The sequence below is a fragment of the Cupriavidus ulmosensis genome, from assembly GCF_977008105.1.
Genome location: NZ_CDRMWP010000002.1, coordinates 2,279,713 through 2,298,838, shown reverse-complemented (window position 1 = coordinate 2,298,838; position 19,126 = coordinate 2,279,713). Strand labels below are relative to the sequence as shown.

Below are 19,126 nucleotides of genomic sequence, written 5' to 3'. Positions count from 1 at the left end.
CAGCGCCCCGGCCGTCCGCCGGCGCCGGAATTTTGCGGCGGTGCAGCTACGGGAATATCCCTAAGGCGCTTTTCTGAATTCAGATAGATTCTATAAATATACGGAGGTGACGTGTAAAAAGACTTGGCGATGACCAACCACACACGTCGCAGCGCCGGCCGATTGAGGGCGGAACTCTCAACACAACAACTAGGAGACAGCGAATGATCTATGGTCGGAGCCCTTGTCGAAGCCCTTCGGGCCGTCGCCTCATGTTCTGCGCGGTGGCGTCCGCGCTCATTGCCTGGTCGGCCGCGGCGCGCGCGGCCGACGCGGGCATCTCCGACTCCGAGATCGTGTTCGGGGTCTCCGTGGCGCAGTCCGGCCCCAATGCCGCCTACGGCGCCATCGGCGTGGGGGTCAAGGGCTGCTTCGATTACCTCAACGCCGAGCAGGGCGGCGTCAAGGTCGGCGACGGCAAGACGCGCAAGATCAAGATCGAGACGCTCGACGACGCCATGGAGCCGGCCCGCGCGCTGCAGAACGCGCGCCGCTTCGTGGAGCAGTCGAAGGTCTTCGCCGTGATCGGCAACAACGGTACCGGCGCCAACCTCGGAACGCGCTCGTACTACAACGCCGAGAAGATACCGCAGGCCTTCATCGGCTCGGGCGGCCCGATGTTCGGCGCGAGGGCGGAGGTCGAGAAGTTCCCCTGGACCATGCTCGGCTATCTCTCGTACAACACCGAGGCGGCCATGTACGCGGAGTTCATCAAGCAGAAGTGGCCGAACGCCAAGATCGCGCTGATCAACGACGACAGCGGCGGCCCCTTCTTCGCCGACACCTTCGTCAAGACCGCCAAGGCGCTCGGCCTGAACATCGTGGCCCACGAGGAGCACAGCTACAGCGAGCCGACCATCAATGCGAAGATCAGCCGCCTGAAGGAGTCGGGTGCCGACGTCTTCGTCGAGGCGACCACGCCGAAGTTCGTCGTGCAGGCCATCAAGCAGACCGCCGCCATCAACTGGAAGCCGGTGCACATCGTCTGGAACGTGGGCGCCAGCATCGGCGGCACGCTGGTGCCCGCCGGCGCCGACATCTCCAAGGGCATCTACAGCGGCCTCTACATCAAGGACGCGACCAACCCGGCGTTCGCGAACGACGAGGACATGAAGACCTACCTCACCAAGCTCAAGCAGTACGCGCCGGGCGCGAACGTGGCGGACCAGAACGCGACGATGGGCTGGTACGACTGCATGGCCACGAAGGCCGTGCTGGAGCGGATGAAGACGCCGACGCGCGACGCCTTCATGGCGTCCATCCGCAGCCTGGACAACGTCAAGGTGCCGATCCTGCTCGAAGGCATCAGGCTGAACACCAAGGGGACGGCCGACGGCTACCCGATCGAGTCCGTGCAGATCGCCCAGTTCGACGGCGTGAAGTTCGTGCCGGTCGGCGGCGTTCTCAACTACGAGGGCCGCACGCCCGCGTGGGAACCGCGCGCCAAGTCGAACTGATCCCAACCCCAAGACAGCACAGCACAGCGCAGCACAGAGGAGCGATTTGAAATGACACAAGTGAAAGAACACGCGTTCGCCACGGTCGGCTTCATCGGTCTCGGCACGATGGGCCACCGCATGGTCCGGCATCTCAAGGGCTCGGCCACGCTGCTGGTCAGCGACGCCAACGCGGCCGCGGCCGCGGCGGCGGCCGAAGCGGTCGGCGGCAGGGTGGCGACGGTGGCGGACATGGCCGCGGCGGACGCGGTGATCCTGATGCTGCCCACCAGCCAGGTGGTCGACGCCGTCCTGCGCGGCGAGGGCGGCAAGGGCCTGTTCGACGCGCTCAAGCCGGGCGCCCTGATCATCGACATGAGCTCGTCGGCGCCGACCAACTCGGTCGCGAACGCCGAAGAGGCGAAGCGCCGCGGCCTGCGCTTCATCGACGCGCCGGTCTCGGGCGGCGCCATCGGCGCGGAGAAGGGCACGCTCGCGATCATGGTGGGCGGCGACGCCGCCGACTACGAAGCGGCCCGCCCGCTGCTGCTGAAGATGGGGCCGAACGTGTTCCACGTCGGCAGGGTCGGCGCCGGCCACGCGGTCAAGGCGCTGAACAACCTGATGTCGGCCACCGCGCTCGCGGTCAACAGCGAGGCCTTCGCGGTCGGCGAGAAGTTCGGGCTGGACCCGGCGACCATGCTCAAGGTCGTCAACGCCTCGAGCGGCCAGAACTGGGTGTCCATGACGCACTGGCAGCCCCAGATCGTCGACCGCAAGTTCGCCTGCGGCTTCACCATGCAGCTGCTCGAAAAGGACGTGCGCGTGGCGATGTCGCTCTACGACGCGATGGGCGCGAAGGGCACGGTCTCGCGCAGCGTGGCGGCCTCGTGCGCGCAGTCGCTGCGCGCGGCCGCGCCGGGTGCCGACATGTCGGTCATGGCGCAGCAGGCGCAGCAGGAGCTCGGGCTGGGCAGCGCGCCCCGGCAGCCGAAGCCGGGCGAGGCCGTCCGGGCATGAGCGCCGTGTTGATGGCGCTGCCGCCGGAGACCGTCGAGGCGTTGCCGGCGACGGCTTCGCCGAAGCTCGCGATCGACAAGCTGTCGCTGCGGTTCGGCGGCATCGTCGCGATCAACGAGCTGACGTTCGAGGTTCGCCGGAACGTGATCTGCGGCCTGATCGGTCCGAACGGCGCGGGCAAGACCAGCCTGTTCAACTGCGTCAGCCGCCTCTACAACCCGTCGTCGGGGCGCATCCTGTTCGACGGCGAGGACATCACGGGGCTGAAGTCCAAGGACATGGCCAGGCGGGGCATCGCCCGCACGTTCCAGAACCTCGCGCTGATCAACAGCCTGACGGTGCTTGAAAACGTCATGCTGGGCGGCTACCACCACGGCCGCACCCGCCTGTTCATGGCGCCGTGCGTGCCGGTGTCGCGGCGCGCCGAGGAGATCGCGCTGCGGCGCGACGCCATGCTGCTGCTGGAACGGCTGGGGCTGGACCATCTTCACGACGAGCGCGTCGACAGCCTGCCTTATCCGACGCTCAAGCGCATCGAACTGGCGCGCGCGCTGGCCGCCAACCCGTCGTTCCTGATGCTCGACGAGCCCGCGGGCGGGCTCTCGCATTCCGAGGTGGACGAGCTCGCGCAGACCCTGCTGCGCGTGCGGCAGGACTTCGACGTGACCATCCTGCTGGTCGAGCACCACATGGGCATGGTGATGAACATCTCCGACGACATCGTGGTGCTCGATTTCGGCAACAAGATCGCCGAGGGCAAGCCGCAGGCCGTGAAGTCCGACCCGCGCGTGATCGAAGCCTACCTGGGGAAGAAGCGTGGACGTTCTTGAGATCAAGGGCCTGGCCGCGGGCTACGGCAGGACGGCGGTGCTGCACGGGGTCGACCTGGCGGTGCCCGAGGGCAGTATCGTGGTGCTGCTCGGCGCCAACGGCGCCGGCAAGACCACCACGCTCAAGTCGATCAGCGGCATGATCAAGCGCGAAGGCCAGGTGCTGCTCGACGGCAAGCCGCTCAAGGGCATGGGGCCGGACCGCATCGCGCGCATGGGCGTCGCGCACGCGATGGAGGGGCGCGGGACGTTCGCCGACCTGACCGTGGAGGACAACCTGCAGGTCGGCGCCTACCGCCGCAAGGACAAGGGCGGCATCGACGCCGACATCGAGCAGATGTATACGCTCTTCCCGCGCCTGCGCGAGCGCCACAAGCAGAAGGCGGGCAGCCTGTCCGGCGGCGAGCAGCAGATGCTGGCGGTGAGCCGGGCGCTGATGCTCAAGCCGCGCGTGATGCTGCTCGACGAGCCGTCGCTGGGCCTCGCGCCGGTCATCATCGACCACCTGTTCGCCGCGCTGCAGACGGTCAACCGGACGCTCGGCACCTCGATGCTGATCGTCGAGCAGAATGCCAATCTCGCGCTCGAGATCGCGCATCGCGCCTACGTCCTCGAGATCGGCCGGGTGGTGCTGTCGGGCAGCGCGGCGGAGGTCGCCGCCAACGACAGCATCCGTGCCGCCTACCTGGGTCACTGAGACACTAACGAGACGCCAACGAGAGGGACACACATGCAGTATTTCCTCCAGCAGATCATCAACGGCATCGGCGACGGGGCGATCTACGCGTCGCTGGGCCTCGCGCTGGTGCTGATCTATCGCACCACCAACATCGCCAATTTCGCGCAGGGCGAGATGGCCACGGTGTCGGCCTACGTCGCCTGGCAGTGCGTGGCCTGGGGCCTGCCCCTGGGCTGGGCGATCGTGGTGGCGATCGTCGTCTCGCTGTTCGTGGGCATGGCAACCTACCTGATCTTCGTGCGGCCGGTGCAGAACAAGGACGAGCTCACCATCATCATCGTCACGCTGGGCCTCTTCCTCGCGTTCAACAGCCTCAGCGGCGCGACCTGGGGCTTCATGCAGATGCCGCTCGACTCGCCTTTCCCCGAGAAGTATTTCTCGATCGGCTCGTTCCGCGTCAGTGTCGAGCTGCTCGGCACGGTCGCCGTGCTGGTGGCGATCTCCGTGGGCATGTTCCTGCTGTTCCAGAAGACGCGGCTGGGCATGGCGCTGCGCGCCGCCGCCTCCAACGGCTCCTCGGCCAAGCTCGTCGGGATTCCCTTCACCGCGATGATGGCCATCGGCTGGGGCCTCGCGGCCGTGCTGGGCGCGGTCTCGGGATTGCTGGTCGCGCCGCGCGTCACGATCGACCCGAACATGATGGGCTCGATCATCATCTATGCGTTCGCGGCGGCCGTGGTCGGCGGCCTCACGAGCTATCGCGGCGCCGTGGTCGGCGGCGCCGTGGTCGGCATCTCCCAGTCCCTGTCCATGGCCTACCTGCCGTGGCTGGGCGCCGACCTGCAGATCCTCCTGCCGCTGCTGCTGATCGTGGCGGTTCTGATCGTCAAGCCCGAAGGTCTCTTCGGCAGTACCGTGATGGTGCGCGTATGAACAAGGTGAGCATTCTCCCCGCGCCGGCCGTGGCCGGCCCCCGGCCCGTGCGCAGGACGTCGACCCTCGGCTGGCTCGCGTTCGCGGCGCTGCTGTTCCTGGTGCCGCTGGTCTTCCCCGGCTACCGCACGTTCCAGTTCACCGGCGTGCTCACCTATGCGATCGCGGCGCTGGGCCTGAACCTGATCACCGGCTACGTGGGCCAGGTCTCGCTGGGCCACAACATGTTCTTCGCGCTGGGCGCGTACACGGCCATCCTCACGCATACGCTGCTGGGCGTGAATCCGCCGCTTTCCGTGTGCATCGCCGCGCTCGTCTGCTTCGGCGCCGGCTATCTCGCGGGATTCCCGGCCAAGCGCCTGCGCGGCCTGTACCTGGCGCTCATCACGCTGATCCTCGCGGTGTCGGTCGTGCCGCTGGTCAAGCATTTCAAGTCGTACACCGGCGGGGCCGCCGGCCTGACCTTCGACAAGCCGGACCCGCCCGCATGGTTCACGCTGGGCCAGGACGCGTGGCTCTACTACTTCGTGCTGCTGTTCGCCATCGTGATCTTCTGGGCGGTGCGCAACTTCGTCGCCGGCAGCACCGGGCGGGCGCTCGCCGGCATCCGCGGGGGCGAGCTGGCGGCCTCGTCGATGGGCGTGGACGTGAACCACCTCAAGGTCGTCGTGTTCGGCACGGGATCGATGCTCGGCGGCGTCGGCGGCGCGCTCGCGGCCTACACGATCGGCTTCATCGGCCCCGATTCGTTCACCCTCATGCTGTCGATCGGTTTCCTGGCGTCGATCGTCGTGGGCGGCCTGGGCACCATCAGCGGCGCGGTGGTGGCGGGCCTGTTCCTGCAGTTCGTGCCGTCCTATGCGTCGGACATCAGCCAGGCGCTCGCCGGCGCGGTGTACGGCGGCATCCTGATCGTCTGCATGTTCCTGATGCCGCGCGGCATCACCGGCTCGCTGATCAAGCTGCTCGATGCGCGGCGCGAGGCCAGCAAGCATCCATCAACCCAGGGCGTCCCGTCCTCCAGCCGCCCCAATCCACAGGAGTGATCGTGTCCAACGAATTTCATGGTCTGCAAAGCCAGGCCGAACCCTCGGTCCGGCTCGGCCCCGTCATGCAACTGCTCAACGGCGAGTGGGTGGGCAGCGCCGACGGCCGCGCGCTGCCGGTCGAGTGTCCCGCCAACAAGCGCGTCATCGCCGAGATCCCGCGCGCCGGGGCGGAAGACGTCGAGCGCGCGGTGCAGGCCGCCGAGCGCGCGTTCACCGCATGGAAGAAGGTGACGCCGTCGCAGCGCGGCCGCGCGATGCAGAAGATCGCCGACGCGCTCGAAGCGCAACTGGAGGACTTCGCGCGGATCATCGCGCACGAGACCGGCAACGCGCTGCGCACGCAGGCACGGCCCGAGGCGCAGCTGTGCGTCGACGCCTTCCGCTATTTCGGTGGCCTGGCCAGCGAGCTCAAGGGCGAGATGCTGCCGCTCGGCGACGACATCCTCAGCTACACGCGCCGCGAGCCGCTCGGGATCGTCGGCGCGATCGTGCCGTGGAACGCGCCCGCGGTGCTGTGCTCGATCAAGATCGCGCCGGCGCTGGTGGCCGGCAACACGATGGTGCTCAAGCTCGCGGAGGATGCGCCCTTCGCGGGCCTGTTCCTCGCGGAGATCTGCCAGCGCTTCCTCCCGCCGGGCGTGCTCAACGTCGTCACCGGGCTCGGCGCGGAGTGCGGCGCGGCGCTGGCGTCGCATCCGCGCATCCACAAGATGTCCTTCACCGGCTCCACCGGGGTCGGCAAGAGCATCATGGCCGCGGCGGCGGAGCGCATCGGCCCGGTCTCGCTGGAGCTGGGCGGCAAGAGCCCGACTATCGTGTGCGACGACGCGGACGAAGAGTGGGTCGTGCAGAACGTGGGCACGGCCATGCGCTTCACGCGCCAGAGCCAGTCGTGCACCGCCGGTTCGCGCCTGTTCCTCCACGAGTCCATCTACGATTCGTTCCTGGAGAAGCTGGTCAAGCTCATGAACAGCTACAAGATCGGCAACCCGCTGGACGAGGCGACCGACATGGGCAGCCTCATCAGCAGCAAGCAGTACGGGCGCGTGTGCAGCTACATCGAGGAGGGGCTGAAGAACCCGGACGTGAAGCTGCTGACCGGCGGCCTGCCGCCGACCTCCGGCCCGCTGGCCGAAGGGTACTTCACCGTGCCGACGCTGTTCGGCGGCAGCTCGAATGCGTGGCGCCTGGCCAAGGAGGAGATCTTCGGGCCGGTGCTCGTCGTGATTCCCTGGAAGGACGACGCGCAGGTGCTGAAGATGGCCAACGACAGCCACTACGGGCTGGCCGGCTACGTGTTCTCGAACAACACGGCGCGTGCGATCCGCATGGCCCATGAGATAGACTCGGGCTGGGTGCAGGTCAACCAGGGCAAGGGCCAGCTGTTCGGCCAGCCCTACGGCGGCTTCAAGCAGAGCGGCCAGGGCAAGGAGCAGTCGCTGTCTTCCCTGACCGAAGGCTTCTCGCGGCTCAAGACCGTGACGGTCAACCTGACGATCTGACCCGGCTGCTTCCCGACGACTTCGAGCGATTTTTTCCGACCCATCCACAGTGAGAGACACTTCCGAGCTTTTCCACCCCGCACACCCATGCCCCGCGTTCCGAGCGCACGCGAGGGCCTGGCGTGCCGGCGACCGGCAGGCATGCCGCTTCGGTTCCCGCGCCCTTGAGCGCCCGCGCTTCGCGGGAACCCTCCGATACAGGCAAGTGCCATGACGACGAGCGACCAGATCTACAGAGCGGTCGAGTCGCAGATCAGCCAGCGCATGCTGTTGCCCGGCGATTCGATCGACGAGGAGAGCCTGATGACGCAGTTCGGCGTCTCCCGCACCCCCGTGCGCGAGGCGCTGGTGCGGCTCAAGTCCGAAGGTCTCGTCAGCAGCATTTCCCGCGGCGGCTCGATCGTCTCGAAGATGGACGTGCAGCAGCTGGTCTCCGTCTGGGAGCTGCTGTCCGACCTGGAAGGGCTCTGCGCGGGTTATGCGTGCGAGCGCATGACGCGGCCGGAGCGGCAAGCCCTGATGGACGCCCATCTCGCCGGCGAAGCCGCCGCCGAGGCCGACGACCAGGTCGGATGGCAGCAGGCCAACATGGCGTTCCACGAGGTGCTCTATGCCGGCTCGCGCAATACGTTCCTGCGCCAGGAGATCCTGCGCATGCGCACCCGCACGGTCGCCTACCGCTCCCATTCGTTCGGTGCGGTGGGTGACGCCATGCACGCGCACCTCGAGCATGGCCAGATCGCGAAAGCGATCCAGGAGCGCGATGGCGAGACGGCGGTGCGCCTCATGAGGGCGCATCTGCGTCCCGAGGGCGCGACGCTGATCAACCTGCTGCAATCGCTACCGAAGGACATGCTGCGCTGAGATCCTTCTTCACCACCTCCTGAGTTTCGCGAGCCTTGAACGGCCTGCCAGGCTCGCTTGTGCCCATTTGCATGAATGGGCTTTGCGCGAACATAAATACATCTGGAGTACGAATGTCCCGCATCTGCGCATCCTCGGCCCTTCAGGGCATCAAGGTACTTGACCTCTCCCGGGTTCGCGCCGGTCCCACGTGCGTGCGGATGCTGGCCGATTTCGGTGCCGACGTGGTTCGCATCGAGCCGCCGGCCGGCGTCGATCCGAACGAAGACATATTCGCCGTCAACCGCCTCGGCGGGGACTTCCAGAACCTCAACCGCAACAAGCGGTCGATGACGCTGAACCTCAAGAAGCCCGAGGGCCTCGCCATCCTCAAGCGCATGGTCAGGACCGCCGACGTCGTCGTGGAGAACTGGCGGCCGGACGTGAAGACGCGCCTCGGCGTCGACTACGCATCCCTGCGCGCCATCAACCCGCGCATCATCCTGGCGAGCATCTCGGGATTCGGGCAGGACGGGCCGTACGCGGCGCGGCCGGGCTTCGACCAGATCGTGCAGGGCATGGGCGGGCTCATGTCGGTGACGGGCTATCCCGAGACCGGGCCGCTGCGCGCCGGCATCGCCGTCGCCGATTCGAGCACGGGCCTCTACACCGCCATCGGCATCCTCATCGCGCTGCGCGAGCGCGACCAGTCCGGCGAGGGGCAATGGGTGCAGGCGTCGCTGCTGCACTCGCAGATCGCGATGATGGACTTCCAGGTCGCGCGCTTCCTGAACGAGGGCGACATCCCGCGGCCCGCGGGCAACGACCATCCGACGAGCGCGCCGATGGGCGTGTTCAACGCGGCCGACGGGCTGCTCAACCTGGGCGCCGCCGGGCAGGGGACGTGGATGCGGCTGTGCAAGGTCATCGGGCATCCCGAATGGATCGCCGACGCGGAATTCGCCACCGAGCCCCTGCGCGTGAAGCACCGCGCGCGCCTGAACAGCCGGCTCAACGAAGTCTTCGGCGCGCACGGCGTGCAGCACTGGGTCGCGCTGCTGAACGACGCGGGCGTGCCGGCCGGTCCGGTCTACGACGTGCCGGAGATGCTCGAGGACGAGCAGGTGCAGCATCTCGCCGTGGTGGTCGATACGCGCACCGGCAAGGGCGAGCCGATCAAGGTGATCAGCCAGCCGGTGACGCTGTCGCGCACGCCGGCTACCATCGTGGCCGCGGCACCCGCCTGGGGCGAGCATACCGCCGAGATTCTCGCGGAATGCGATTTCGACGCTGCGGAGATCGCCGGTCTCCGCGAACAACTGGTTATCTGAGGAAGAACGAGCCATGCCTGAACTGATCGTGAAGCGCGAGGCGGCCATCGGCCGCATCGTGTTCTCCAATCCGAGCAAGTACAACGCGATGTCGCGGGACATGTGGCTTGCCCTGCCGGAAGCGCTAGACGCGCTCGACGCCGACCCCGAGATCCGGCTGATCGTGCTGGAGGGCGACGGCGACAGCGCGTTCGTCTCCGGCGCCGACATCTCGCAGTTCGGCGCGTCGCAGGCGGACCCCGCGGTGCAGGCGGCCTACAACGCGGCCGTGGAGCAGGCCTACCTCGCGCCGGTGAAATGCAGCAAGCCGGTCGTCGCCAGGATCCGCGGCATCTGCATGGGCGGCGGCCTCGGCCTTGCCGCCGCGTGCGACCTGCGCTTCTGCCGCGACGACGCGCGCTTTCGCATGCCGGCCGGACGCATGGGCCTGGGCTACAGCGTGGTGGGCGTGCGCCGGTTCATGACCGTGGTCGGCGTGGCCAATACCTTCGACATGTTCTTCTCCGCGCGCGTCTTCGGCGCGCAGGAGGCGCTGCGCATGGGCTTCGTGAGCCAGGTGGCGCCGCGCGAGACGTTCGATGCGATGTTCGACGAATGGTGCGCCGCCGTGGTCGAGAACGCGCCGCTCACGCTGCGGGCGCTCAAGCGGACGGTCAACGAGCTCATCCACGATCCCGGCGATCGCGACGTCGCCGCGGCCGAGGCCGCCATCGCGGCCTGCTTCGCGAGCGCCGATTACCGGGAGGGCGCGGCCGCCTTCATGGAGAAGCGCAAGCCGCGGTTCCAGGGCGCCTGAGGGCGCTGGCCGCGCAGGCGCGCTCCGACATGCCGGGCGCCTGAGACGGGACCTGTCTTGCGCGAGGCGCGGCGGACGGCCGATGCCCCGGGCGTCGCCGTGCGCATTCCCAATCTCCCAATCTGCCATTCCACCCGAGACAAGATGAACGAGATCACCGGCACCACGCGTCTGATGGCCACCATCGGCGATCCCATCCAGCAGGTCCTCGCGCCGCAGGAGATCAACCGCCTGATGGCCGCGCGCGGCATCGACGCGGCCCTGGTGCCCATGCAGGTGCCCGTCGCGGGCCTGGCAAAGGTGGCCGACGGCCTGCGGCAGATGTCGAACCTCGAAGGGTTCATCGTCACGGTGCCGCACAAGAACGCGTTCGTCGCCCTGTGCGACGAACTCACGCCGGAGGCCGCCCGCGTGGGCGCGGTCAACATCGTCAGGCGCCTGCCCGACGGGCGGCTGCGGGGTGGGATCCTGGACGGCCTGGGCTTCGTCGGCGGACTGCGCGGCAACGACCTCGATCCCGCCGGGATGCGCGTCTACGTGGCGGGCGCCGGCGGCGCGTCGACGGCCATCACGTACGCGCTCGGCGACGCCGGCGCCGCCGCGATCACGATCGCCAACCGCGACGCGGCCAAGGCGCAGGCGCTGGCCGCGCGCCTGCGCGTGGCGTTTCCGGCCATCGCCATCGCGGTCGGCACCCGCGACCCGTCGGGACATGACCTGGTGATCAACTGCACGTCGCTCGGCATGCGGCCCGACGACGCGCTGCCGCTCGACGCCGAACGGCTGACCCCGGACCAGGTGGTGGCCGAAGTCATCATGAAGCCGGCCGAGACGGCGCTGCTCGCGGCCGCCCGCAAGCGGGGCTGCCGCATCCACCATGGCAAGCCCATGCTCGTGAGCCAGATCGAGATGATGGCGGACTTCATGCTGCAGGCGGCCCCATGAGCGAAGGCGCGCTTGCCCGCGAGGAGGGCTGGGACTACGTCATCGTCGGCGGCGGCACGGCAGGCTGCATCCTGGCGAACCGCCTGAGCGCCTCCGGCCGCCATCGCGTGCTCATGCTCGAGGCCGGCGGCGAGCCCGCGAGCCGCTGGATCGGCATTCCGGCGGGCTTCAGCAAGCTCCTCGTCGACCAGCAGTACAACTGGCGCTTCCAGACCGAGGCGGAGCCGGGCACCCGCAACCGGGTGATCTCGGTGCCGCGCGGCAAGGGCCTGGGCGGTTCCTCGCTGATCAACGGCATGATCTACGTGCGCGGCCAGAGCGCCGACTACGATGCGTGGGCGGCCGGCGGCGCGCACGGCTGGGGCTGGCGCGACGTGGAGCCCTATTTCCGCAAGATCGAGAACTATCCGCGGGGCGGCCCGGCGCGCGGGCACGATGGTCCGATGAAGCTCGCGCAGGTGCGCGAGCGCTACCCGATCGCGCAGGCGTTCATCGATGCCGCCCGCGAGGACGGCTGGGCCTACAACGAAGACTACAACGGCGAGAGCCAGGAAGGCGTCGGCTACTACCAGGTCGTGCAATCGGCGGGCCGGCGCTGGAGCGCCTACGAAGGGTATCTGCGGCCGGCGCTCGACCGGCCCAACCTGCGGGTGGTGACGGACGCCCTCGTCACCAGGATCGAAATCGAGGGCGCGCGCTGCACCGGCGTGACGTGGCGGCGCGGCGGCGTGGAGACCACCACGCGCGCCGCGCGCGAGGTCATCCTCTGCGCCGGCGCGATCCAGTCGCCGCAGCTCCTGGAGCTGTCCGGCGTCGGCCAGCCCGCGCTGCTGCAACGGATGGGAATTCCGGTCAGGCACGCGTTGCCGGGCGTCGGCGAGAACTACGTCGATCACTTCGCCACGCGCATGAACTGGCGCGTGCGCAACACGGTCACGCTGAACGAGATGTCGCGCGGATGGCGCCTCGGGCTGGCCGTGGCGGAATACTTCACGCGCAGGACCGGCATCCTGACGCTCGGAACGGGCCTGGTGAACGGCTTCGTGAAATCGCGTCCGGACGTGGCCACGCCCGACGCCCAGTATTTCTTCGTGCACGCGAGCTACGCCGATGCGTCCAGGCGCATCCTCGACCGCGCGCCCGGCATGACCATCGGCGTGACGCAGCTTCGGCCCGAATCGGTCGGCAGCATTCACATGAAGTCGCTCGATCCGCTCGCGTCGCCGTCGATCCGCCCCAACTTCCTCGACGCGCAGGTCGACCGCGACTGCATGGTCGGCGCCATGAAGGTCGCGCGCCGGATCGTGTCGCGAAGCGCCATGCGGCCGTACGTCGTGCAGGAACTCAGCCCGGGAGACGCGTGCGCCAGCGACGAGGCCTGGCTCGACTTCGCGCGCGACAACGGCCAGACCATCTACCACCCGCTCGGCACTTGCCGCATGGGGAGCGACGCCGCCGCCGTGGTCGATTTGCGCCTGTCGGTGCGAGGGCTGGCGGGCCTGCGCGTCGTCGACGCGTCCGTCATGCCGAAGATGGTCTCCGGGAACATCCAGGGCGCCGTGATGATGGTGGCGGAGAAGGGCGCGGATCTCATCCTGGCCGACGCCGGCCAGCGGCGGGAAACTATATGACCCCGCAACCGCCGCCGGTGACGGCGCAAGAGCAGGACGACGATCTCGGGCGCGTCCCCTTCGTCTATCAGAATGCCCTGCCCGGGCGCGTGGTCTTCGCGATGCCGGCGGGGCGCGCGGTGCTGGCCGAGGCGGAGCGCTGCGGCGCCGGGCGGGTCCTGGTCGCATCGGGCCGGTCCCTCGCGCGCATGGCCGACGGGCCGCTGCAGCAGGTCGAGCGCGAGCTCGGGAGACGGCACGTCGGCACCATCGCGACCATGCGCGGGCACACCCCGCGCGAGGATGTGCTGGAGATCGCGGAAGCGATGCGGCGCGCCCGCGCCGACCTGCTCGTCGCGGTGGGCGGCGGCTCCGTCATCGACGGCTGCAAGGCCGCCCTGATGTGCCAATGGATGGACGTGCGCGATGTCGCCGCCGTGGATGCCCTGCTCGATGCAACCGCCATCTCGCCGCCCGCCAATCCCGTGCGCATGGTCTCGGTGTCGACCACGCTGTCGGGCGCCGAATTCACCGCCGTGGCCGGCGTGACCGAACTGGCCACCAAGGCCAAGCAGATCTTCAGGCATGAACTCCTGGTGGCGCGAACGGCGATCCTGGACCCCGCCGCCACGCGCATGACGCCCGTCGATCTCCTCCTGTCGACAGGCATGCGCTCGGTCGATCACGCCGTGGAGGCATTCTGTTCCCCGAGCGCGAATCCCGTGACGGACCTCCATGCCTTGCAGGGATGGCGCCTGCTCCACGACGGGCTGCGCGCGATCAGGAGCCATCCCGACCGCGGCGGCCCGCGGGCGCGGTCGCAGCTCGGCATGTGGCAGGCGATCTCGGCCTTGTCCACCGGCGCCGGATCGGGCGCCAGCCACGGCATCGGCTACGCGATCGGCGCCACGTTCGACGTGGCGCATGGCCACACCTCATGCGCGATGCTGCCCGCGGTGCTGCGCTGGAACGCCAGCGTCAACGCGGCACGCCAGCAACAACTGTCCGCCGCCGTGGGACGCCCGGACGTCCCGGCGGCCATGCTGATCGCGGAGCTGGTCGCATCCCTCGGGTTGCCCGGCAGGCTGCGGGACCTGGGCATCGGCCGCGGCGACTTGCGGGAGATCGCGCGCCGGTCGCTCGGTTACGCGCCGGTGCTGGCCAATCCGCGTCCGATCGCGCGGGAGGCGGACGTGCTGGAGATTCTTGAGCTGGCGCTGTAGCCGGGCGCGGAGAAGACGACAAAAAACGACGTCTTTTCCCGGTTTGATATTCCGATGCGCTTGATACCCAGCGAGGGAGAAGTCCGGCGCATATTGTGACGACGGGAAGCACATGTCCGCCGACGGGCAGAAGGCGGTGGAGGCGAAGCTCCGCCAACTGATGGAGGTCAGGATGGCCCTCCAGCGGGAGAAGGAGGGCCATCCGGCTAGTGCCCGCGCGGCGCTTCGCCGGGCGTCGCCGGCGGGTCGTCGCCCGCGTACTCCACCCGGTTCCGCCCGCGCCGCTTGCTGCGGTACAGCGCTTCGTCGGCGCGCGAGATCAGGCCGTGGATGGTGTCCCCGTCCTGCACGCAGGCCACGCCCAGGCTGGCGGTCATGCGCCCCGTCACGGAGAAGTCGCGCTCCGACAGCGCGTGGCGCAGCGCCTGGGCGAACAGCACGGCGTCGCGCAGGCCGGTGCCGGCGCAGATCAGCAGGAATTCCTCGCCGCCCCAGCGGCCGAGGGTATCGGTGGCCCGCTTGGTTTCGAGGATGCGGCCGGCCATCTCGACCAGCACCTGGTCGCCGGCCTGGTGGCCGTGGGTGTCGTTGACGGACTTGAAACGGTCCACGTCGATCAGGATGATCGAAAACGGGCTGCCGTCGCCGCGCGCGCATGCCAGCGCGCTGCCGAGCGTTTCGTTGAGGTGGCGGCGGTTGAACACGCCGGTCAGCTGGTCGGTCTTGGAGAGCACTTCGAGCTGGCGGTTTTTCTCGACCAGCTCGGCCTGGGTGGCCTGGATCTGCGCGAAGGCGTGGTGGCTGGACTGGATGGCGGCGCGCGCGCGCCGCTCGGCTTCCGTGCGCTGGGCGATGATGAGCTTGAGCCGGCGCAGCACGAGGTTGAAGCCGTCGATGACGCTGTCGAACTCGGTGCGGCCGAGCTGGTCGAGTTCGTCGAGATGGTCGCCGTGGCTGGAGGCGAGCTCGAACAGGGCGCCGCGCAGGTGTTCGAGCGGGCCGAAGACCATCCGCAGGCCGAAGGTCAGCAGCAGCACCAGCGCCACGTCGATGGCGGCGACCTCGGTCACGCCCTGGGCCATCGCCGCGTGCAGGGTCTGGTGCATGTTGTCGCGGGTGAAGCGGATCACGGCGTGGCCGATGGCCTGCTTGCGGCGTTCCGGATCGATGTCGTCGGGCGGGTAGATCGTGACGTTGGCGAGCACGTCGTGGCCGTTGTCCGTGGCGCAGGGTAGCGTGCCTGATGCTGCGGCGCGGCCGGGGACGGCGGCGCGGTGGACTTCCGCGTAGACCTCCTGGCGGTCGGGCGAGAACACGCAGGCTTCGGTGACTTCGGGGTGTATCAGCGTGGATTCGAGGCCGGTGCGCAGGATGCCCACGTTGAGCGCCCAGGTCGGCGCCGCCAGGCTTTGCCGGAGCCCTTCCAGCACTTCCGCGCGCGTGCGCTCGAAACGCTGCTCGAGGTCCTGCCGCAGCAGCCACTGGCGGTGCACGGCGAACGCGCCCAGCGTTGTCGTAGTGGCAACGATGAACAGCACGATCATCCTGTTCCGGATCGACCGAACCGGTGGCAGCAGTGGCATGTAATGCGCGATCTCGGGTAAATCGGGGAGCCGGCTATTCTATTCGTCCGCGGCCTTGTCGAACAACTGGCGGAACCTGGCCAGCTCCGGGTGCGACTCTTCGTATTTCTTGCTGAAGCCGATATGGACGGTCTCGCCCTTGATGGTCATGACACGCCGGGACTTGTAGCGCATGCGCTCCGGAATGCCCTGGGCCTCGAGCGTGACCAGCGCCTCGTTGATGACGACGCTGGGGTTGACCACGCAGTCTATCTCCTGCACCAGCATCTTCTTGACGAGATCGTGGAATTCATGCCCCTCGACGAGCTCGATCCTGCCCTCGCCGACGAACTGGAAGAAGCGCTTGCCGGGCGCGAGATAACCGCGCTGGTTGCCGAATTTCAGGCCGGCGAAGTCGTCGGGATAGGTGTTGAACGTGCGGCCCTCGACCGAATCGCGGTTGCAGTGCACCGCGACGTCTTCGGTGTAGAACGGCCTGGAGTGGTTCAGGAACGGCCGCTCCCTGGGGCGATAGTACACGCCGATCACGCCGGCGCTGTTGCCGTTCCTGGCTTCTTCGACGCAGCGCGCCCACGACGCGAACCGGATCTGCACCTTGTATTCGGGAAGCCGCTTGAGCACGCGGTTCAGGTTCTCGATATAGGCCCCCTTGGGCATGCCGTTTTCTTCGTAGGACTGGGGGCGCTGGCCGGCCTCGGAGTACAGCACGATGGCGGTCTGCGCCACGGCGGAAGTGGCTCCCCACAACGCGCAGGCGGCGAGGATGAGCCGGCAAGGGCGGAAGACATGCATGGCGGCGGGTGCTGGTGAGGAGACAAAGGCCCGGTTCCCGCGCGGCCCGCGCGGTGATCCGCGAGCCGTGGCAGTGTGAGCCCCTGCGACCATAACGGCAATCCGGCGCAATAATTTAGAAGTCGTTTCAAAAAGATCCTGGCGTCGTTGCGCGGCACGGCAAGTACTGGTTGTACTGTCTGCGGCCGCGCGCCTAGCCAGGACCGCTTCGCTTCATTTTGAAACAACTTCTAGGGCCATTGGAGGGAACCGTCAGGCGCGTGGCCGGCCGGCGTCGGGCGGCGCCCCGGCCGGGGCGCCTGATGCGCCGCTTGCCGCGCGCGGGCGGCACGGCCGGCGCCGCCCGCGCCTCCCGCGAGATAAGTCGGGCCCCGGCACGTGGCCTTGCATATACTCTCTTCGATCAGGAAACATGCCTGCCGCCCCGGGCGGCGCCTTGCGCAAGCTGTGACGATGCGCGCGCGCCCGGGTGCCGCTTCGTTGGCATGGCCGCCGCGCTCCCCCACGGCCGCGGCGGGAGATCCTGCCATGCAGCGTGCCGCCTGCCCGTCCCCCGGCAGCAGAGCCACGCGCAACCTGGAGTCTCGCGATGGACCGGCCGAGATGGAGTCTGCTGACCAAACTGCTGGCGATCGGCGCCGTGGCGCTGGTGCTTGCGCTGACGTCGATCGGCCTGACGCTCTGGGTCACGTGGCAGATCGAGGGCGGCGCGGCGGCGGTCAACGAAGCGGGGCGCATGCGCATGCAGGGCTACCGGATCGCGCTGGCGGTGGAGCGCGGCACGCCGGCCGCCGCCCTGGCCTCCCAGCTGCGCCAGCCCGAGCAGAGCCTGGAGCTGCTGGCCAGCGGCGATCCGTCGCGCCCGCTGGTGGTGCCGTGGAATGCCCAGACGCGCGCGCAGTTCGCCAGCGTGCGCAAGATCTGGGCGCCGCTGCGCGCGCGCTGGCTCGGCGGCGCGCCGGTCCCGATGGCGGACATCGACCGCTTCGCGGATGCCGTCGATGCGCTGGTGTCCGACATCGAGTCGCAGTTGTCGCGCTGGACGGCGCGGCTGCACATGTTCCAGCTGGCGATGGTGGCCTTGTCCATCGCCAGCGCGGTGATGCTGTTCTATGCCAGCTACCTGATCGTGGTCGAGCCGCTGATGCGGCTGCGGCGCGGCCTGCAGCGCGTCGAGGCGGCCGATCTCGGCGTGCGCGTGGCGGTGACGTCCCGGGACGAGTTCGGCGAGCTGGCGGAGGGCTTCAACCACATGGCGGCCAACCTGGAGGCGCTGTACGGCGACCTGGAGCGGCGCGTCGGCGAGAAGACCGCGCGGCTCGAGCGCGAGCGCATGCGGCTGGCGGCCATGTACGAGATGAGCCGGCAGATGGCGCAGGCGGCGACGCTCGACGAGCTCGGCCAGGGGTTCGCGCGCCGCCTGCGCACCATCGCCCATGCCGACGCGGTGGCGATCCGCTGGTCCGACGCGGCCAATCAGCGCTACCTGCTGCTGGCCGGCGACTGCCTGCCGCGCGACCTGCTCGAGCAGGAGCGCTGCCTGCACGCGGGCGCCTGCCATTGCGGGCAGGACGGCGCCACCGCGCAACTGCGGGTCATCGCCGTGGGGGCGCGGCCCGACGATGCGTCGATCCGCTGCGCGCGCGCCGGCTACCGGACCCTGGTGTCGCTGCCGGTGAAGCTGCAGCAGCGGGTGCTGGGCGAGATCGACCTGTTCTTCATCGAGGAGACCGTGCTGACGGCGGAGGACCATTCCCTGCTCGAAGCGCTCGCCGCCCATCTCGCCAGCGCGATGGAGGGGCTGCGCGCGGGCGCGCTCGAGAAGGAGGCCGCGGTGGCGGAGGAGCGGGGGCTGCTGGCGCAGGAGCTGCACGATTCGATCGCCCAGTCGCTGGTCTTCCTGCGCATCCAGGTGGAGCTGATGCGCGGCGCGCTGGGCCGCGGCGACGCGGCGGCGTCCGACCGGGTGCTCGGCGAGATCGAGACCGGCGTGCGCGAGACCTACGGCGACGTGCGCGAGCTGCTGGTGCATTTCCGCACGCGCACCAACCACGAGGACATCGAGCCCGCGCTGCGCACCACGCTGCAGAAGTTCGAGCACCAGACCGGCCTGCGCACGCACCTGCGCGTCGAGGGGCGCGACGTGGCCCTGATGCCGGACGTGCAGGTCCAGGTGCTGCACGTGATCCAGGAGGCGTTGTCCAACATCCGCAAGCACGCGCGCGCCACCCAGGTCTGGGTGGCGGTGCGGCAGGCCGAGGCGTGGCGCTTCGAGGTGCGCGACGACGGCTGCGGCTTCGACGCCGCGCGCCCGCCGGATGCCTCGCGGCTGCACGTGGGCCTGCGCATCATGCACGAGCGCGCGCAGCGCATCGGCGCCACCGTGACGCTGGACTCGGACAGCGGCCGGGGCACGCGCGTGATGCTGACGCTGCCGCGCCGGCTGGCGCCGCGCGAGGCGCCGTCCCGGCCCGCGCGCGTGGCCGAGGCCGCGCCGGGCCACTGAGGGGAGACA

Annotated in this window: 16 protein-coding genes; 14 read left to right on the top strand and 2 right to left on the bottom strand. The window is 69.0% G+C overall.

Annotated elements, in window-relative coordinates; translation table 11 throughout:
- Window positions 1-251 precede the first annotated feature (251 nt).
- The 13 genes from ACWTPI_RS29915 (at window position 252) to ACWTPI_RS29855 (ending at window position 14,236) form a co-directional block, all read left to right on the top strand.
- Entirely contained in the window at window positions 252-1,496 is a 1,245-nt protein-coding gene (locus ACWTPI_RS29915) for an ABC transporter substrate-binding protein (RefSeq protein WP_020203733.1), read from the top strand.
- Window positions 1,497-1,547: 51 nt separating this feature from the next.
- Complete coding sequence (locus ACWTPI_RS29910; RefSeq protein ID WP_020203734.1) at window positions 1,548-2,495, top strand: NAD(P)-dependent oxidoreductase; 948 nt, start codon at window positions 1,548-1,550, stop codon at window positions 2,493-2,495.
- Window positions 2,492-3,325 carry an ABC transporter ATP-binding protein gene (locus ACWTPI_RS29905; RefSeq protein ID WP_082079592.1) on the top strand — a complete coding sequence of 278 codons (834 nt, stop codon included), beginning with the start codon at window positions 2,492-2,494 and terminating at the stop codon, window positions 3,323-3,325. The genes ACWTPI_RS29910 and ACWTPI_RS29905 overlap by 4 nt, the downstream gene beginning before the upstream one ends.
- Complete coding sequence (locus tag ACWTPI_RS29900) at window positions 3,312-4,022, top strand: ABC transporter ATP-binding protein (protein WP_020203736.1); 711 nt, start codon at window positions 3,312-3,314, stop codon at window positions 4,020-4,022. The genes ACWTPI_RS29905 and ACWTPI_RS29900 overlap by 14 nt, the downstream gene beginning before the upstream one ends.
- A gap of 33 nt (window positions 4,023-4,055) precedes the next feature.
- Complete coding sequence (locus ACWTPI_RS29895; RefSeq protein WP_020203737.1) at window positions 4,056-4,937, top strand: branched-chain amino acid ABC transporter permease; 882 nt, start codon at window positions 4,056-4,058, stop codon at window positions 4,935-4,937.
- Window positions 4,934-5,983 carry a branched-chain amino acid ABC transporter permease gene (locus ACWTPI_RS29890; protein WP_454733553.1) on the top strand — a complete coding sequence of 350 codons (1,050 nt, stop codon included), beginning with the start codon at window positions 4,934-4,936 and terminating at the stop codon, window positions 5,981-5,983. Before ACWTPI_RS29895 ends, ACWTPI_RS29890 begins: the two co-directional genes overlap by 4 nt.
- 2 nt (window positions 5,984-5,985) lie before the next feature.
- Entirely contained in the window at window positions 5,986-7,488 is a 1,503-nt protein-coding gene (locus ACWTPI_RS29885; protein ID WP_231586506.1) for an aldehyde dehydrogenase family protein, read from the top strand.
- A gap of 210 nt (window positions 7,489-7,698) precedes the next feature.
- A complete protein-coding gene (locus tag ACWTPI_RS29880) occupies window positions 7,699-8,352 on the top strand; it encodes a GntR family transcriptional regulator (protein ID WP_020203740.1) in 654 nt (217 codons plus the stop codon).
- Between the two features lie 113 nt (window positions 8,353-8,465).
- Window positions 8,466-9,662 carry a CaiB/BaiF CoA transferase family protein gene (locus tag ACWTPI_RS29875; protein WP_029043762.1) on the top strand — a complete coding sequence of 399 codons (1,197 nt, stop codon included), beginning with the start codon at window positions 8,466-8,468 and terminating at the stop codon, window positions 9,660-9,662.
- 13 nt (window positions 9,663-9,675) lie between these two features.
- Window positions 9,676-10,458, top strand: coding sequence for an enoyl-CoA hydratase (locus ACWTPI_RS29870; protein ID WP_020203742.1), 783 nt, complete (start codon window positions 9,676-9,678; stop codon window positions 10,456-10,458).
- A 144-nt stretch (window positions 10,459-10,602) separates the two neighbouring features.
- Window positions 10,603-11,403, top strand: coding sequence for a shikimate dehydrogenase family protein (locus ACWTPI_RS29865; RefSeq protein ID WP_454733552.1), 801 nt, complete (start codon window positions 10,603-10,605; stop codon window positions 11,401-11,403).
- Window positions 11,400-13,034 carry a GMC family oxidoreductase gene (locus ACWTPI_RS29860; protein ID WP_454733551.1) on the top strand — a complete coding sequence of 545 codons (1,635 nt, stop codon included), beginning with the start codon at window positions 11,400-11,402 and terminating at the stop codon, window positions 13,032-13,034. Before ACWTPI_RS29865 ends, ACWTPI_RS29860 begins: the two co-directional genes overlap by 4 nt.
- On the top strand, window positions 13,031-14,236 hold the full coding sequence (locus ACWTPI_RS29855) for an iron-containing alcohol dehydrogenase (protein ID WP_454733550.1): 1,206 nt from the start codon (window positions 13,031-13,033) through the stop codon (window positions 14,234-14,236). Before ACWTPI_RS29860 ends, ACWTPI_RS29855 begins: the two co-directional genes overlap by 4 nt.
- Window positions 14,237-14,442: 206 nt before the next feature.
- Here the strand turns inward: ACWTPI_RS29855 and ACWTPI_RS29850 are convergent, their stop codons facing one another.
- Together ACWTPI_RS29850 and ACWTPI_RS29845 are read right to left on the bottom strand one after the other, a co-directional pair.
- Complete coding sequence (locus ACWTPI_RS29850) at window positions 14,443-15,774, bottom strand: GGDEF domain-containing protein (protein ID WP_454733549.1); 1,332 nt, start codon at window positions 15,772-15,774, stop codon at window positions 14,443-14,445.
- Between the two features lie 84 nt (window positions 15,775-15,858).
- Window positions 15,859-16,611, bottom strand: coding sequence for a substrate-binding periplasmic protein (locus tag ACWTPI_RS29845; RefSeq protein ID WP_196812954.1), 753 nt, complete (start codon window positions 16,609-16,611; stop codon window positions 15,859-15,861).
- Window positions 16,612-17,200: 589 nt separating this feature from the next.
- Here ACWTPI_RS29845 and ACWTPI_RS29840 point away from each other — a divergent pair.
- Window positions 17,201-19,117, top strand: coding sequence for a type IV pili methyl-accepting chemotaxis transducer N-terminal domain-containing protein (locus tag ACWTPI_RS29840; protein ID WP_059412594.1), 1,917 nt, complete (start codon window positions 17,201-17,203; stop codon window positions 19,115-19,117).
- The last annotated feature ends 9 nt before the right edge of the window (window positions 19,118-19,126 follow it).

Excerpts from the sequence above, each read along its gene's own strand:
- ACWTPI_RS29915 (WP_020203733.1), top strand. The coding sequence starts at position 252 with ATGTTCTGCGCGGTGGCGTCCGCGCTCATTGCCTGGTCGGCCGCGGCG.
- ACWTPI_RS29910 (WP_020203734.1), top strand. The coding sequence starts at position 1,548 with ATGACACAAGTGAAAGAACACGCGTTCGCCACGGTCGGCTTCATCGGT.
- ACWTPI_RS29905 (WP_082079592.1), top strand. The coding sequence starts at position 2,492 with ATGAGCGCCGTGTTGATGGCGCTGCCGCCGGAGACCGTCGAGGCGTTG.
- ACWTPI_RS29895 (WP_020203737.1), top strand. The coding sequence starts at position 4,056 with ATGCAGTATTTCCTCCAGCAGATCATCAACGGCATCGGCGACGGGGCG.
- ACWTPI_RS29890 (WP_454733553.1), top strand. The coding sequence starts at position 4,934 with ATGAACAAGGTGAGCATTCTCCCCGCGCCGGCCGTGGCCGGCCCCCGG.
- ACWTPI_RS29880 (WP_020203740.1), top strand. The coding sequence starts at position 7,699 with ATGACGACGAGCGACCAGATCTACAGAGCGGTCGAGTCGCAGATCAGC.
- ACWTPI_RS29875 (WP_029043762.1), top strand. The coding sequence starts at position 8,466 with ATGTCCCGCATCTGCGCATCCTCGGCCCTTCAGGGCATCAAGGTACTT.
- ACWTPI_RS29870 (WP_020203742.1), top strand. The coding sequence starts at position 9,676 with ATGCCTGAACTGATCGTGAAGCGCGAGGCGGCCATCGGCCGCATCGTG.
- ACWTPI_RS29865 (WP_454733552.1), top strand. The coding sequence starts at position 10,603 with ATGAACGAGATCACCGGCACCACGCGTCTGATGGCCACCATCGGCGAT.
- ACWTPI_RS29860 (WP_454733551.1), top strand. The coding sequence starts at position 11,400 with ATGAGCGAAGGCGCGCTTGCCCGCGAGGAGGGCTGGGACTACGTCATC.
- ACWTPI_RS29855 (WP_454733550.1), top strand. The coding sequence starts at position 13,031 with ATGACCCCGCAACCGCCGCCGGTGACGGCGCAAGAGCAGGACGACGAT.
- ACWTPI_RS29845 (WP_196812954.1), bottom strand. The coding sequence starts at position 16,611 with ATGCATGTCTTCCGCCCTTGCCGGCTCATCCTCGCCGCCTGCGCGTTG.
- ACWTPI_RS29840 (WP_059412594.1), top strand. The coding sequence starts at position 17,201 with ATGGACCGGCCGAGATGGAGTCTGCTGACCAAACTGCTGGCGATCGGC.